This is a genomic window from Frankia sp. CcCS3 (assembly GCF_977927575.1).
Window position 1 is genome coordinate 1 of sequence record NZ_CDWRCL010000053.1, and the last position, 13686, is coordinate 13686.

General features: G+C 70.5%; 14 protein-coding genes and 2 pseudogenes. 7 read left to right on the forward strand and 9 right to left on the reverse strand.

Going from position 1 to position 13686, the window contains the following annotated elements; translation table 11 throughout:
- Positions 1–208: 208 nt before the first annotated feature.
- A complete protein-coding gene (locus AC08OQ_RS07335; RefSeq protein ID WP_462187781.1) occupies positions 209–403 on the reverse strand; it encodes a hypothetical protein in 195 nt (64 codons plus the stop codon).
- Positions 404–788: 385 nt separating this feature from the next.
- On the opposite strand from AC08OQ_RS07335, the gene AC08OQ_RS07340 reads away from it, so the two are divergent.
- Together AC08OQ_RS07340 and AC08OQ_RS07345 are read left to right on the forward strand one after the other, a co-directional pair.
- Complete coding sequence (locus AC08OQ_RS07340; protein WP_476601047.1) at positions 789–2192, forward strand: nicotinate phosphoribosyltransferase; 1404 nt, start codon at positions 789–791, stop codon at positions 2190–2192.
- A 105-nt stretch (positions 2193–2297) separates the two neighbouring features.
- Entirely contained in the window at positions 2298–3059 is a 762-nt protein-coding gene (locus AC08OQ_RS07345) for an NUDIX hydrolase (protein WP_476601049.1), read from the forward strand.
- A gap of 86 nt (positions 3060–3145) precedes the next feature.
- Here AC08OQ_RS07345 and AC08OQ_RS07350 read toward each other — a convergent pair.
- From AC08OQ_RS07350 to AC08OQ_RS07365, 4 genes and pseudogenes are all read right to left on the reverse strand, one after another.
- Positions 3146–4657: pseudogene (locus AC08OQ_RS07350) on the reverse strand (FAD-dependent oxidoreductase); the annotation flags it as partial.
- Positions 4657–5241, reverse strand: coding sequence for a molybdopterin oxidoreductase family protein (locus AC08OQ_RS07355; RefSeq protein WP_476601051.1), 585 nt, complete (start codon positions 5239–5241; stop codon positions 4657–4659). The pseudogene AC08OQ_RS07350 and the gene AC08OQ_RS07355, both read right to left, overlap by 1 nt.
- Positions 5136–5723, reverse strand: coding sequence for a molybdopterin oxidoreductase family protein (locus AC08OQ_RS07360; protein ID WP_476601053.1), 588 nt, complete (start codon positions 5721–5723; stop codon positions 5136–5138). Before AC08OQ_RS07360 ends, AC08OQ_RS07355 begins: the two co-directional genes overlap by 106 nt.
- Before the next feature lie 187 nt (positions 5724–5910).
- Positions 5911–6954 (reverse strand): annotated as a pseudogene (locus tag AC08OQ_RS07365) (molybdopterin oxidoreductase family protein); the annotation flags it as partial.
- Positions 6955–7212: 258 nt separating this feature from the next.
- On the opposite strand from AC08OQ_RS07365, the gene clpS reads away from it, so the two are divergent.
- From clpS to AC08OQ_RS07390, 5 genes are all read left to right on the forward strand, one after another.
- Entirely contained in the window at positions 7213–7503 is a 291-nt protein-coding gene (gene clpS, locus AC08OQ_RS07370) for an ATP-dependent Clp protease adapter ClpS (RefSeq protein WP_462187854.1), read from the forward strand.
- A 188-nt stretch (positions 7504–7691) separates the two neighbouring features.
- Positions 7692–8228, forward strand: a complete 537-nt coding sequence (locus AC08OQ_RS07375; RefSeq protein WP_476594420.1) for a DUF2017 domain-containing protein — start codon at positions 7692–7694, stop codon at positions 8226–8228.
- 60 nt (positions 8229–8288) lie between these two features.
- The gene (locus tag AC08OQ_RS07380; RefSeq protein ID WP_476601054.1) at positions 8289–8684 is read left to right on the forward strand and encodes a M67 family metallopeptidase; all 396 of its coding nucleotides are present in this window, start codon (positions 8289–8291) and stop codon (positions 8682–8684) included.
- A 219-nt stretch (positions 8685–8903) separates the two neighbouring features.
- Complete coding sequence (locus tag AC08OQ_RS07385) at positions 8904–9296, forward strand: MoaD/ThiS family protein (RefSeq protein ID WP_462187857.1); 393 nt, start codon at positions 8904–8906, stop codon at positions 9294–9296.
- Between the two features lie 22 nt (positions 9297–9318).
- Entirely contained in the window at positions 9319–10266 is a 948-nt protein-coding gene (locus AC08OQ_RS07390; protein WP_462187858.1) for a PLP-dependent cysteine synthase family protein, read from the forward strand.
- 142 nt (positions 10267–10408) lie between these two features.
- Here AC08OQ_RS07390 and rdgB read toward each other — a convergent pair whose 3' ends face one another.
- From rdgB to murI, 4 genes are all read right to left on the reverse strand, one after another.
- Positions 10409–11071 carry an RdgB/HAM1 family non-canonical purine NTP pyrophosphatase gene (gene rdgB / locus AC08OQ_RS07395; protein WP_462187859.1) on the reverse strand — a complete coding sequence of 221 codons (663 nt, stop codon included), beginning with the start codon at positions 11069–11071 and terminating at the stop codon, positions 10409–10411.
- Entirely contained in the window at positions 11068–11811 is a 744-nt protein-coding gene (rph, locus tag AC08OQ_RS07400) for a ribonuclease PH (protein ID WP_462187860.1), read from the reverse strand. The genes rdgB and rph overlap by 4 nt, the downstream gene beginning before the upstream one ends.
- 81 nt (positions 11812–11892) lie before the next feature.
- The gene (locus tag AC08OQ_RS07405; protein ID WP_476594308.1) at positions 11893–12639 is read right to left on the reverse strand and encodes an MBL fold metallo-hydrolase; all 747 of its coding nucleotides are present in this window, start codon (positions 12637–12639) and stop codon (positions 11893–11895) included.
- Positions 12636–13538, reverse strand: a complete 903-nt coding sequence (gene murI, locus AC08OQ_RS07410; RefSeq protein WP_462203591.1) for a glutamate racemase — start codon at positions 13536–13538, stop codon at positions 12636–12638. The genes AC08OQ_RS07405 and murI overlap by 4 nt, the downstream gene beginning before the upstream one ends.
- Between the last annotated feature and the right edge of the window lie 148 nt (positions 13539–13686).

Sequence of the window (13686 nt, forward strand, 5' to 3'; positions counted from 1 at the left end):
GGACGTAATGAAGTAACAAATACGTGATCGAGAGCATCATCGCAGGTCACAGGCCTGTGGAGGGTTCGAAACGCGCAAGTTATTTCATTTCGACTCCCTAGGGGTGCAGTGACATAATTCGAACATCTCGTGTGGGTGTAATTTTGCGGCTTCCAGCAACATCCCCGGTGCCATGTGTTATGCGAGGGCGTTCCCGTCGAATGTATGTTCATTGGTTGGGAAGTCCGTCCGCGAGGTCGAGAACGATCACAATGATGATCAGGAGGAGTATCCAGCGGAAGAAGCCGATACGACTCCAGACCTCGCGCGCGATGCTCCGGCCCGCCCGGCCGCCGAGCACCAGCAGTGCGAACAGCGCCCCGCCGACAGTGACGAGGAAGATCCCGGCATTGCTGTGGTCCACGGTCAAGACGATCGCACGCCGACCCCGGGGATCCCCGGGGGTCCCCGGAGAGCGTTTCTGTTCGGGTTGCGACCGAAGGTGACTGACCGTTCTCGCAGTCATCCTCCCCGTGCTCGCCGTCGGGCCGGTCGGGGTTGCGCTGATCGGCCTGGTACTGATCGGCCTAGTGCTGATCAGCGTGGTCACGTCGAGGCTCTCCCGTGTGCTACTGAAGGTCGATGGAACGTGTAGTGTAGGCCGTGTGGGAATCGACGCTTACCCACCGCCAGACCAACATGCACTGTCAGGTCAGCGTGCCCAGGCGGGATGAAGGCACTCCCTTTCCCTGCCCGCCAAATCGCCGGTCGGCGCGCATCGGAGCGTGCTCGTCCCTACCGTGTTCCGGATGTCGACGGCACTCCTGACCGATCACTATGAGTTGACCATGTTGCGCGCGGCGCTCCGGTCCGGCGCGGCGGATCGTCGTGTGGTCTTCGAAGTCTTCACCCGATCATTGCCGCCGGGTCGCCGTTTTGGTGTGTTCGCTGGCACCGGCCGGCTGCTCGATGCGCTGGCGGACTTCCGGTTCGGGCCGCCCGAGCTAGCCGCTCTGTGGGCCGCCGATGTCATCGACGAGGTCACGGCACAGTGGCTGGCGGACTACCGCTTCGGCGGCGACATCCATGGCTTCGCCGAGGGCGAACCGTTTTTCGCCGAGACGCCAGTGCTCGCCGTCGAGGGCACCTTCGCTGAGACCGTGCTGCTCGAGACACTCGTGCTCGCCATCCTCAACCACGACAGCGCGATCGCGGCCGCGGGGGCCCGGATGGTCGGGGCGGCCGGGGACCGGCCCTGTCTCGAGATGGGATCCCGGCGCACCCATGAGGCCGCCGCCGTGGCCGCCGCCCGCGCGGCCTACCTCGTGGGTTTCGCAGCCACGTCGAACCTGGAGGCCGCCCGAGCGTACAAGGTCCCCAGCGTCGGTACCAGTGCGCACGCCTTCACACTCGTCCATCCGAGTGAGGCTGAGGCGTTCGCCGCGCAGGTCGCCACCCTCGGTGTCGGCACGACGCTGCTCGTCGACACGTACGACGTCCCCGCGGGGGTCGCCGCTGCCGTCGCGACGGCGGGCGCCGAGCTCGGGGCTGTCCGGATCGACAGCGGGGACCTGGGTCGGGTCGCCGGCGCCGTCCGCGCGCAGCTCGACAGCCTCGGTGCGACCAGAACACGGATCATCGCGACCGGGGATCTGGACGAGCACGCCATAGCCCGGTTGGGCGATGCCCCGGTGGACGGCTACGGTGTCGGTACCAGCCTGGTCACCGGTGCGGGTGCGCCCACCGCGGGGTTCGTCTACAAGCTGGTCGAGGTCGACGGCGAACCCGTGGCGAAGAGGTCGGTCGGCAAGAGCACCCGTGGGGGGCGCAAGCGGGTCATCCGCCGCCATGACCTCAACGGCCGTGCCGTCGCTGATGTCATCTTTCCGAGCCCGCCGGGCTCGCCGCCGGCCCCGGACTGCTTGTCCGCGCCGTCCGGTCCGTCCGGTCCGTCCGGTCCGGGGGTGGGTCCCTCTGGCTCCGGGGACGCGCTCCCCGCGTCGCTGCGACCGCCCGACCCGGCCCGGGACCGGGACCTGTTGCGTCCGCTGGTGAAGGCCGGTGAGCCGGTTGGTGGCCTGACCGGGCCGGCCGGCACCCGGCGCGCTCGCGAGCACCATCGTCTGGCCCTCGCGGCCCTTCCCCCCATCGCCCGGGAGGTGGGCTACGGCCCGCCGTGCCTGCCCGTCGTCCACGCGGAGGGCCGTCCCTGAGCCGTCCCGGGCCGTCGGGCGGCGTCGCCCGCTGAGGTGCCGCTTTCGGCGGGAGGTCGAGGAGGGACCCGTGTGCATCGGCGCGGGGATGGCCAGACTGGAGGGGTGGCGCCCGCCTCTCCACCGAACCGGATCCGCGGTCCGTTGGACGGCGAGGGCGGGCGGCATGACGCCGTCATGCCGCCCGCCCTCGCCGTCAGCGTGGACGTGGTTCTGCTGACCCTGCGCGCCGGTCGGCTCTGCGTCCTGGTCATCCGCCGGGACGATCCCTCGTTCGGCGGATGCTGGGCGCTGCCCGGTGGTTTCGTCGACCGCGACGAGGATCTCGACGCCTCGGCCCTGCGGCAGCTCGCGGCCGAGACGGGCGTCACGACGACCGGTCACCTCGAGCAGCTGCGGACCTACGGCGGCGCGCACCGCGACCCGCGTGTTCGGGTGGTCAGCGTGGCCTACCTGGCCCTGCTGCCGAACCTCCCGCAGCCGCCGCCCGGCCGGGACGGACCGCGGGCCCGCTGGTGGCCGGTGGAGGACCTGGACTCGACCGACGGCCCGACGCTGGCCTTCGACCATCCGCGGATAGTGGTGGACGGCGTGGAGCGGGCCCGGGCCAAGCTGGAGTACACTTCGCTTGCCGCCGCTTTCTGCGAGGACCAGTTCACCTTGGCCGACCTGCGCCGCGTCTACGAGGCCGCGTGGGGCGTCGCGTTGGACCCGCCGAACTTCCGCCGCAAGGTGCTGTCCACGCCGGGATTCGTCGTGCCGCTGGGCCAGCGCACCTCCCCGCGCGGTGGCGGTCGGCCCGCCGAACTGTATCGGCGTGGCTCGGCGACCGCGCTGCACCCGCCGCTGCTGCGCCGGTCCGTCTGAGGACATTCCTCCAGGCCGGTCGCGCAGTTGTCGCCCGCCGCGGCCGGGGGGTCCGGGTCGGCCGCGGCCAGCCACTCGACGATGCCCGCGACGGCGTCCCGGCAGGTGCCGTATCCAGTGGTCGCCCGGGTACCGGTGACGATCGCCGGCAGGTCACGTGCCCCGTCCAACCAGCAGCGGGTGATCCCGCCCTTGGTCACGTTGTTGCACCGGCAGATGGTGACCCGGTCGGGCAGGGTCGCCGGACTGTCGGTGACGGTGACCTCGGTCCGGGCCGGGAACAGCAGGCTACGCCGGTCGGCCGGCACCGGAGCCTGCCGGTCGAACAACTGCGCCACGGTCCCCACCGTCGGGTTGTCACCGAGCATGATCGCGCCCACCAGTCGGTCCCCGCGGATCACCAGCTTCTTGAAGGTGCCCCGGGTGACATCGACGAACTGCAGCACCTCGGCGTCCTCGTCGAACTCGTCCACGTCGACCTCGCCCATGGTGGCGAGATCCACTCCCGGCGCCTTGAGCCTGGTCACGGGCCGGGCGCCACTGTAGCGCGCGGCGGGGTCGGCGCCGGTGACAAGGTCAGCCACCACCCGGACCTGGTCCCACGCCGGCGCCACCAGTCCCTGCACCGTCCCGTCGTGCTGCGCACAGTCACCGACCGCGAACACGGCCGGATCGGCGGGGGAGCGCATCTGATCGTCCACCACGATCCCGGCTTCGACCGGCAGGCCGGCCGCCGCGGCGAGGCCGGTCGAGACCACCAGCAGATCGGCGTCGAGCACCTCGTCGCCGGCCAACTCCACCCCGGTGAGCCGCTCGTCGCCATGGATCCGGACGACCCTGGCCTCGAGCCGGGACCGCACCCCGAGTCCGGCCAGCGTCCGGGCCAGCACCTGTCCGGCCCGCCGGTCGAGCTGGCGGTTCATCAGGTGACCCGCGGCGTGCAGGACCGTCGTGTCCAGACCGCGGCGGACCAGGCCGCGGGCCGCCTCCAGGCCGAGCAGGCCGCCGCCGAGCACCACCGCGCGGGTGGCCCGTTCGGCCTGGGTGAGGATGCGCCGGCAGTCGTCGAGGGTGCGGAACGCCGCCACTCCGGGTAGCAGCGTCCCATCCGGTCGGGTCAGTCCTTCGATCGGTGGCAGCCACGCCCGGCTCCCGGTGGCGAGGATGAGTACGTCGTAGGCGACGACGCTGCCGTCGCCGGCCGTGACGGTGCGACGCGTACGGTCGATGTGGTGTGCCACCACGCCGACCCGGACGTCGACCAAGGCGCGCGGGGGCGTGTCGCCGCCGCTGTGGCCGCCATCGCTGTGGCCGCCGCCACCGCTGTCGCCGGACGTCGCATGGTCGACCAGGGTGATGTCGGCCAGATCCGCCTTTCCCGACAGGACGTTCGACAGCAGGATGCGGTTGTAGGCGGGATGCGGTTCCTCCCCGAACACGGTGATGATCAGGTTGGGGTCTCGGGAACGAGGCTCACTGATCATCCGGGAGCCCGCCATCCCATGCCCCACGATGACTATGCGGCGCGGCCCGGAGGCCCCTGTGAAGTCCGACGGGGGTGCGGAGTCGTGCATCATGGTCCGGGGTCTTGCGGTCATCACCGTTGGTGCCTTCCGCTCGGTCGGCTGCGGCCCGTCGACATGGCTCGGACGGGTTCGGCAGCCCCGACCGTTGCGGTGGGGACGGACCCGGTGGCATGCCGATCGTCGCCCGGGTGGCCGATCGGGTCGTCGTCCGGGTCCTCGAGCGGCTCGACCGCGACCGCGCACACCTTGAACTCGGGCATCCGGGACGTCGGGTCGAGCGCGTCGTTGGTCAGAGAGTTCGCCCGTCCGGCCCCGGCCCAATGGAAGGGCAAGAAGACGGTGTCGAACCGGAGGGTGTCGGTCAGCCTCGCCGGCACCTCGCAGGTGCCTCGTCGGCTCGTGACCCGCACCGGCGCCCCCTCAGCGATCCCGAGCCGTTCGGCGAGGTCGGGATGGATCTCGACGAAGGGTTCCGGCGCGGCGTCGACGAGGGGTCCGATCCGGCGGGTCTGCGCACCGCTCTGGTAGTGGGCCAGCACGCGTCCGGTGGTCAGGTAGTAGGGGTACTCGGGGTCGATGTCCTCCGCCACCGGACGGTGCTCGACCGGCACGAGCCGAGCCCGTCCGTCCGGGGTGGCGAAGCGGTCCAGGAACATCCGGGGGGTACCCGGGTGCGTCTCGTCCGGGCAGGGCCAGAACACCCCGTCCAATGCGGTGATCCGCTCGTAGCTGATGCCCGCGTAGTCGGCGATCCCCCGGCGCTGGCCCGGCGCAGCTCGTCGAAGACCACCCGTGGTTCGTCGGGGAATCGCTCGGCGTGGCCGAGTCGGGCGGCGAGCGCCGCGATGATCTCCAGGTCGGTGCGTACCCCCGCCGGAGGAGGCCGCAGCCGTTCCCGCCGCAGTACCCGACCCTCCAGATTGGTCATCGTCCCCTCCTCCTCCGCCCACTGGGCGGTCGGCAGGACGACGTCGGCCATGGCCGCCGTCTCGCTGAGCACGAAGTCGGCGACGACGAGCAGGTCCAGGGCGGCCAGCCGCGAGGTGATCCGACGGGCCCGGGGGGCGGAGACGGCGATGTTGCTGCCGAGGATGAGGAGCGCCCTCGGCCCCTGCGGCGTGCCGAGCGCGTCCAGCATCTCGTAGGCGCTGCGGCCCGGACCGGGGATGGTCGTCGGGTCGACGCCCCAGATCCGACCGATGTGCTCCCGGGCCACCGGATCGGTGATCTTGCGGTAGCCGGGAAGCTGGTCGGCCTTCTGCCCGTGTTCCCGGCCGCCTTGCCCGTTGCCCTGGCCGGTGAGACAGCCGTAGCCCGACCCGGGGGGTGCCGGGCAGCCCCAGTAGGAGGGCGAGGTTGATGAGCGCCGTGACGGTGTCGGTGCCCTTGCTGTGTTGTTCGGCACCGCGGGCGCTGAGCACTATCGCCCGTTCGGCCTGGGTGAGCAGGCCCACGGCGGCGTACTGGTCTGCCACCGGCACTCCGGTGATACGCTCCACCCGTTCGGGCCAGTAGGAGGCGAGTACTGCTCGCAACTCGGCGAGGCCCGTCGTCCGAGCGGCGAGGAAGTCGTGGTTGGCGTACCCCTCCGTTAGGGCGATGTGGGCCAGCCCGTTGGCCAGGGCCAGGTCAGTTCCCGGGGTGATCTGCAGATGCAGGGCCGCGGCGCGGGCGGTGGCCGTCAGGCGCGGGTCGACGACCACGAGCGCCCCGCCGTTCTCCCGCTGGCGGGTCAGGTACTGCATGAACGGGGGCATGGTCTCGGCCGCGTTGCCGCCGACCATGAGGACGGCCCCGGCGTGCGCGATGTCCTCCAATGGGAAGGGCAGGCCCCGGTCCAGCCCGAACGAGCGGATGCCCGCGGCGGCCGCCGACGACATGCAGAACCGGCCGTTGTAGTCGATCGCGGAGCTGCGCAGCGCCACCCGCGCGAACTTGCCCAGGGCGTAGGCCTTCTCGTTGGTCAACCCGCCGCCGCCGAAGACGCCGACCGCGTCCGGGCCGTGTTCACGCTGGAGGCGGATGATCCCCGCAGTGATGCGGTCGAGCGCCTGCTCCCAGCTCACCGGCTCGAGGGGGGCGTCGCGTCGTGGCCGCATCAGCGGGGTGGTGAGCCGGTCCGCGGCGGTCAGCAGTTCGGCGGAGGTCCACCCCTTCTGGCACATCCGGCCCCGGTTGGTGGGGAACTCGCGGGCGAGCACGGTAACCGGCCCCGGAGACCTTCCGCCTGCTGGTTCCGGGCCGTCGTCCTTTCCGGCGCTCTCCGGGGTGGCGCTCTCCGGGGTGGCGCGCAGCACCATTCCGCACTGCAGGGCGCAGTATGGGCAGTGTGTCGCCACCTCGGCAAGGGGCGCGGCCGGCACCGGCATGGTCGTGGTCACGCACCGAGCGTGCGGCGAGGGGGTGTCTCGGTCGGGTCGGAGCCGTTTCGCGGCGGCAAAGTGGTTCTCATCCTGGCCGTCTCCCCGATGTGCGGCCCCCCGATGTGCGGCCGCGGCCCCGACGATGCCACCCCGCGGCACTCGGTCGTCTCCCGGAGTTGGGCCGCCTTCTGAGAGGTGATCGCCGGCCACGGCACACGACCCGTCGAGGAGAACTGTCGCGGGAATGGCGTAACAATAGGCAGCGTGTCTGTCGCCGCCGTGTCGCCTCTCGATGTCGAGGAAGTCGACGAGACCCTCGATGACGATCGGCCGTGGGTCACCATTGTCTGGAACGACCCGATCAATCTGATGTCATACGTGACGTATGTCTTCCAGAAGCTCTTCGGCTACAGCAAGCCGAAGGCCACCGAACTGATGCTCGACGTCCATCACAAGGGGCGGGCTTCGGTGGCCGTCGGCACCAGGGAGGAGATGGAGGCCAACGCCGAGCGCCTGCACGCCTACGGCCTGTGGGCCACGATCGCCCAGGACTGACCCGACCAGTAACCCGACCGGCGGGGTGTCCCGGCCCGGCCGGTCGGCCTCGGCCGCCCGGAGCAGCCCATGCGGCATGCCCTGGGTAGGCTGGCCGCGTCCGTGGTCGGACGGTTCAGACGGTCATGTGGGGCGGTCGTCCCGGGCGCACCGTCGCCGGGAGCGTGGGAGTGGGGGAACGGAGGGACGTGGCTGACGGCTTCCGCCGCACGCGTGCCGGGATCGAGCTGCGCCTTCCCCGGCTCGAGGCGGCGTTGCTGATCGAGCTTGTCGGCCAGATCGAGTCCCTGCTCGAACCGCCGCCGGTCGAGGATCCGCTGGAGGCGCTGGTGGGGCTGCGTGACACCGCGCCGCCGCCGCCGGACGACCCGGCGATCGCTCGTCTGCTTCCCGACCCCTACCCGGACGATCCGATGGCCTCCGGGGACTTCCGCCGCCGCCGGACGGACGATCTGCTCGCCCGCAAGCGCGACGCCGCTCGGCGGGTGCTGTCCGCTGTGCCAGCGCCCGGGAGGGTGCTCCTGCTCGACGAGGAGGCCGCTCAGGACTGGCTGACGACGCTGAACGACCTCCGGTTGGTGCTGGGAACCCGGCTCGGCCTCACCGACGACGACTCCACCGCGGAACTTGAACACCTCGACCCGGACGATTCCCGCCGACCGCTCGTCGCGGTCTACGCGTTCCTGACCGAACTGCTCGACGATCTGACCCGAGCTCTGGGGTAGTCGCGGGCGAGATCGGCCCGGACCGCCCCTTCGGCGTCGTACGGTAGGCTCGTGCTGCGAATGGACCGTGCCTGCTATGAGGCGATCGTCGCTCATGCCCGCCGTGATCATCCCGACGAGGCCTGTGGTATCGTCGCCGGTCCCCTGGGGTCGGACCGGCCGGAGCGGTTCATCCCGATGGAGAACGCGGAGCGCTCGCCGACCTTCTACCGCTTCGATCCAATGGAGCAGCTCAAGGTGTGGCGGGAGATGGACGACCGGGACGAGGAGCCCGTCGTCATCTACCACTCGCACACCGCAACCGAGGCGTACCCGTCCAGAACCGACGTGTCCCTCGCGGCCGAGCCGGGCGCGCACTACGTGCTGGCCTCCACCCGGGAGCCGGGCGTGACCGAGTTCCGATCTTACCGGATCGTCGACGGCGTGGTCACCGAGGAGCCGGTGGAAATCGTCTGAGACGGCCTGGCGTTGCAGATGACGCGGCGACGGACGATGACGCGGCGACGGACACGGTTCGGGAAGGGACACGGTCCGGGAAGATGGTGACTGCGGAGCCTTGGCACCTACGACTCGTCCGCTTGTCCGCCTGAGGTAGAACCCGCTGACGTGACACCCCCGCCCATCCGGGCGGCGCCACCGCCGAACCCGGCCGGTGGCACCCGCGAAAGGAGCACCATGGCAGTCCAGGTCCGTGTGCCGACGATCCTGCGTACCTACACGGGAGGTTCGAAGCTGGTCGAGGGCACGGGCGACACGGTCGCCGCGCTCTTCCTCGATCTCGATTCCCGGTATGCCGGGCTGCGGGGCCGGCTGGTGACCGGTGACAACGGTTCCGAGCTGCACCGCTTTGTCAACATCTACGTCAACGACGAGGACGTTCGTTTCCTCGGCGGTCTCGACGCCAAGCTCAGCGACGGCGACGAGGTCACCATTCTTCCTGCCGTCGCCGGCGGCTCCGTCGACGCCGGGGAGTTTCCGGGCAGCGCCGAAGTTCCGGGCAGTGCCAAAGTTCCGGGCAGCGAGGGGCCGGCCGTGGTGTCGCCTGGCATGTCGCCCGGGCAGCACTGACGCGAGCGACGGGTCCCGACTCATGCGTTTCTCCTCCCTGGCCGACTCCGTCGGCCGGACCCCGCTGGTCGGGCTTCCGCGACTGTCGCCGTCGCCGGATGCCCGGCTGTGGGCGAAGCTGGAACAGGACAACCCGACCGGTTCGATCAAGGATCGGGCGGCGCTGTGGATGATCGCCGACGGCGAGAAGCGCGGTCTGCTCACTCCGGGCGCGACCGTGCTCGAACCGACGTCCGGTAATACCGGGATCTCGCTGGCCATGGCCTGTCGTCAGCGGGGCTACCGGCTGATCTGCGTGATGCCGGAGAACACCTCGATCGAGCGCCGTCAGCTCCTGCAGATGTGGGGCGCCGAGATCAGGTTCTCGCCCGCAGCCGGCGGATCGAACGAGGCGGTCGCCGTCGCGAAGCGGCTGGCCGCCGAGAACCCCGACTGGGTGATGCTCTACCAGTACGGCAATCCGGCGAACGCCCAGGCGCACTATGAGACGACCGGGCCGGAGATTCTCGAGGACCTGCCCGAGATCACGCACTTCGTGGCGGGCCTCGGCACGACCGGAACCCTCATGGGAACCGGCCGTTACCTCAAGGAACGGGTGCCGGACATCTCGATCGTCGCGGCCGAACCGCGCTACGGCGAGCTGGTGTACGGGCTGCGCAACATCGACGAGGGGTTCGTTCCCGAACTGTACGACCCGTCGGTGCTCACCTCGCGATACTCGGTCGGTCCGCGGGAGGCGCTGCGTCGTACCCGCGAGCTGGTGCAAGAGGAGGGCATCTTCGCCGGGATCTCCACCGGGGCCATCCTGCACGCGGCGCTCGCGCAGGCCGAGCGGGTGGTAAAGGAGGGCAAGTCGGCCGATATAGTCCTGATCGTCTGTGACGGTGGCTGGAAGTATCTGTCCACTGGCGCCTACGCCGGCACCCTCGAAGAAGCCGAGGCCGCCCTGGAAGGGCAGCTGTGGGCCTAGCCCCGCATTGCGGCTTCGCCGCAATGCGGGGGCCCCTGGCGTAGGGCGCCGTTCGGGGTTTCCGTCAGCTCGCCTTCGGCGAACTTCCTGGGGGAGCCGTCGGGGGTGGTTGGCGGCTTCGCCGCAATACGGGGGTTGGGGTTCAGTCGGTGGCGGGGGTGAGTGGGGCGGCGAGGACCTCGCCGAGGATCAGGGCCAGTTCACCGAAGGCTCGGCCGCGGTGGCTGATCGCATCCTTCTCCGCCGCGGACAGTTCGGCGTTCGTCCGGGTCTGACCGTCGGCCAGGAACAGTGGGTCGTAGCCGAAGCCGCCCGCGCCGCGAGGTTCGGTCAGCAGGGTGCCACGTAGCTCGCCGTGGGCGACCCGTTCGACGCCGTCCGGGGTGACCAGGGCCGCCGCGCAGACGAAGGCGGCGTGGCGCCGGTCGGCTGGGACGTCGTCAAGCTGCGCGAGCAGCAGGGTGTTGTTGGCGGTGTCCCGTTCGACCCGGGTGCCGTCGCGCCGGCCCGACCATCGAGCCGAACGCACCCCCGGCATCCCGGCCAGCTCGTCGACGGCGAGCCCGGAGTCGTCGGCGACCGCCGGCAGCCCGGTCTCCGCGACCGCCGCCCGCGCCTTGATCAGCGCGTTCTCAGCGAAGGTCGTCCCGGTCTCGGGTACCTCCTTGCCGGGCGGCAGGCCCACCAGTTCCACGGCCAGGCCGCTGGCCGCCAGGAGGCGGCGCAGCTCCGCGAGCTTCGCCTCGTTGCGACTGGCGAGGACCACCTTCGTCGTCCGGGTCGATCCGTGGTGTTTGGCGCTCATCGAGCACCTCCCGGGCGAGGAGGCCCCGCCGGAACCGGGCCGCGCAACGCCTCGGTCTGGATCGCGGTGAGCTGGGCGCATCCACGCACTGCAAGGTCGAGCAGGCTGTCGAGCATCGTCCGGTCGAACGGGGTGCCCTCGGCGGTGCCCTGGACCTCGACGAAACCGTCCGCCCCAGTGCACACCACGTTCATGTCGGTGTCCGCGGTGGAATCCTCGCTGTAGGCCAGGTCGAGCATCGCCTCGCCCTTGACCACGCCGACACTGACCGCACTGACGCTCGTGGTGATCGCGCCGGGCCGGCCGAGCCAGCGGGCGGCGTCGACCAGCGCGACGTAGGCGCCGGTGATCGCGGCGGTGCGCGTGCCGCCGTCGGCGAGCAGCACGTCGCAGTCGATCGCGATGGTGTTCTCGCCGAGGGCCTTCAGGTCGATGCAGGCACGCAGGCTGCGGCCGATCAGCCGGGAGATCTCGTGGGTCCGCCCGGAGATGCGGCCGCGCACGGACTCGCGATCGTTACGGGTGTCGGTGGCCCGTGGAAGCATGGAGTACTCGGCGGTCACCCAGCCCAGGCCGCTGCCCTTGCGCCAGCGCGGGACCCCCGTGGTTACCGAGGCCGCGCACAGCACCCTGGTCCGGCCCGCGCTGACCAGCGCGGATCCCTCCGCATGCTCCTGCCATCCCCGCAGGATCGTCACCTGCCGGAGTTCGTCCGGTCTCCTGCCATCCGCTCGTATCACGCCGCGACACTATCGGCCCAGGGCGACCCGGCCGCGCGCCGAGGTCGCGCCGAGGTGCGGAGGTGCGGTCCGTCAGAGTTCTCAGAGTTCGTAGACGGTGCCGGGGCTCGCGAGGGTCAGCGGGCCGTCATACACGCCGGCCGCTTCCTCCTCGGAACGGGCGGCGTTCCCCCACGGGACAAGATGCGTGAGCACGAGCTGGCCCACACCGGCTCGCCGGGCGTGCTCGCCGGCCTCCCGGCCGGTCAGATGCAGGTCCGGGGGGTTGTCCTCCTCGTCGAGGAACGACGCCTCGCAGAGGAAGAGATCGCTGTCGGTGGCGAGGCGGACCAGCCGGTCACACGCCCCGGTGTCGCCCGAGTAGGTCAGTACCCGATCGTCGGCGGTGAGGCGGACGCCGTAGGCCTCCACTGGATGGGCCACCCGGGTGAGATCGATCCGGAACGGCCCGATGTGCAGGCAGCCGGCGCCGATGGTCCGGAAGTCGTAGATGTCGGCCAGGCTGTCGTCCGGCCATTTCTCGAACGCTCCGCACAGCCGTTCCTGGGTGTTGATCGGGCCGTAGACCGGGAGCTTGGGCGGCATGCCCTCCGGGTGGTACCGCCGCGCGTAGGAGTTGGCCACCAGGTCCAGGCAGTGGTCGCCGTGCAGGTGGCTGAGCAGCACCGCGTCGATCTCACGCAGGTCGCAGTGCCGTTGTAGCTCACCCATGGACCCGTTGCCCGCGTCGAGGACGAGCCGGAACCCGTCCGACTCGACAAGGTAGGACGAACAGGCCGACGTCGGGCCGGGATACGTGCCCGAACAGCCGAGGATCGTCAGTTTCACCGTGGCACCACCGGGCTCTGCTGGGAGGAGGGTTCCTGGTCCGCCCCGGTTCGGGCGGCCCAGGCGGCTGGAGGCGTGACTGTGGCCCGCGCGGCGGGAACAGGCGGGGACACCGCCGCGACGCCGACGAGTTCGGGGCCGAGGAACCTGCGTCCCACCCGGCTGAACAAGGTTGGATCACCCGTGGTGAGGAACCGGTGCGTGGGCGGCGGAAGGCCCGGATCGCGGAAGAGCCCATGCCGGACGAGTACCCGGTAGGTGTCCTTGGCCGTCTCCTCGGCACTGCTCACCAGAGTGACGCCCTCTCCCATCACGAGGCCGATTACCCCTGTCAGCAGTGGGTAATGTGTACATCCGAGTATCACCGTGTCTACGCCGGCTTCCTGCAATGGTGCGAGGTACGCCTCGGTCAGGCCGAGCAACTGCCGCCCAGAGGTGATACCCCGCTCAACGAAGTCCACGAACGCCGGGCAGGCCACACCGGTCAGCTCCACGCCCGCGGCGGCGGTGAACGCGTCGTCGTAGGCGCGGCTGGCAATCGTCGCCAGCGTGCCGATGACGCCTACCTGCCCGCTGCGGGTCGCCGCGACCGCCCGGCGAGTCGCCGGCATGATCACTTCGATGACCGGTACGTCGTAACGCTCCCGGGCGTCGCGCAGGCAGGCGGCACTTGCCGTGTTGCAGGCGATGACCAGCAGTTTCACGCCCTCGTCCACGAGCCGGTCGAGGGCATCGAGCGCGTAGCGACGCACCTCGGCGATCCGCCGCGGGCCGTAGGGTGCCCGAGCGGTGTCCCCGAGATACACCAGGGGCTCATGCGGGAGCTGGTCCAGAATGGCGCGTGCCACAGTCAGACCGCCCACCCCGCTGTCGAACACCCCGATTGGCGCGCCGCTCATGAGCGATCAGACTAAGCCGGAAACCCGATGCTCACCCTGTGGCTGTTGTCACGGAACCATTGTCCGATCCCGGACAGTCCTCGCGTGTCCGACATAGGATCATCTCGCCCCGCTGAGCTGGGCGCATCGCTGTGGAGTCGAAATGAAA

Bases quoted from the DNA above. Each gene is read 5' to 3' on its own strand.
- murI (WP_462203591.1), bottom strand. From the start codon at position 13,538: ATGAGCGGCGCGCCAATCGGGGTGTTCGACAGCGGGGTGGGCGGTCTG.
- rdgB (WP_462187859.1), bottom strand. From the start codon at position 11,071: ATGAGCGCCAAACACCACGGATCGACCCGGACGACGAAGGTGGTCCTC.
- AC08OQ_RS07385 (WP_462187857.1), top strand. From the start codon at position 8,904: ATGGCAGTCCAGGTCCGTGTGCCGACGATCCTGCGTACCTACACGGGA.
- AC08OQ_RS07355 (WP_476601051.1), bottom strand. From the start codon at position 5,241: ATGTTCCTGGACCGCTTCGCCACCCCGGACGGACGGGCTCGGCTCGTG.
- AC08OQ_RS07380 (WP_476601054.1), top strand. From the start codon at position 8,289: ATGGACCGTGCCTGCTATGAGGCGATCGTCGCTCATGCCCGCCGTGAT.
- AC08OQ_RS07340 (WP_476601047.1), top strand. From the start codon at position 789: ATGTCGACGGCACTCCTGACCGATCACTATGAGTTGACCATGTTGCGC.
- AC08OQ_RS07390 (WP_462187858.1), top strand. From the start codon at position 9,319: ATGCGTTTCTCCTCCCTGGCCGACTCCGTCGGCCGGACCCCGCTGGTC.
- AC08OQ_RS07360 (WP_476601053.1), bottom strand. From the start codon at position 5,723: ATGCTGGACGCGCTCGGCACGCCGCAGGGGCCGAGGGCGCTCCTCATC.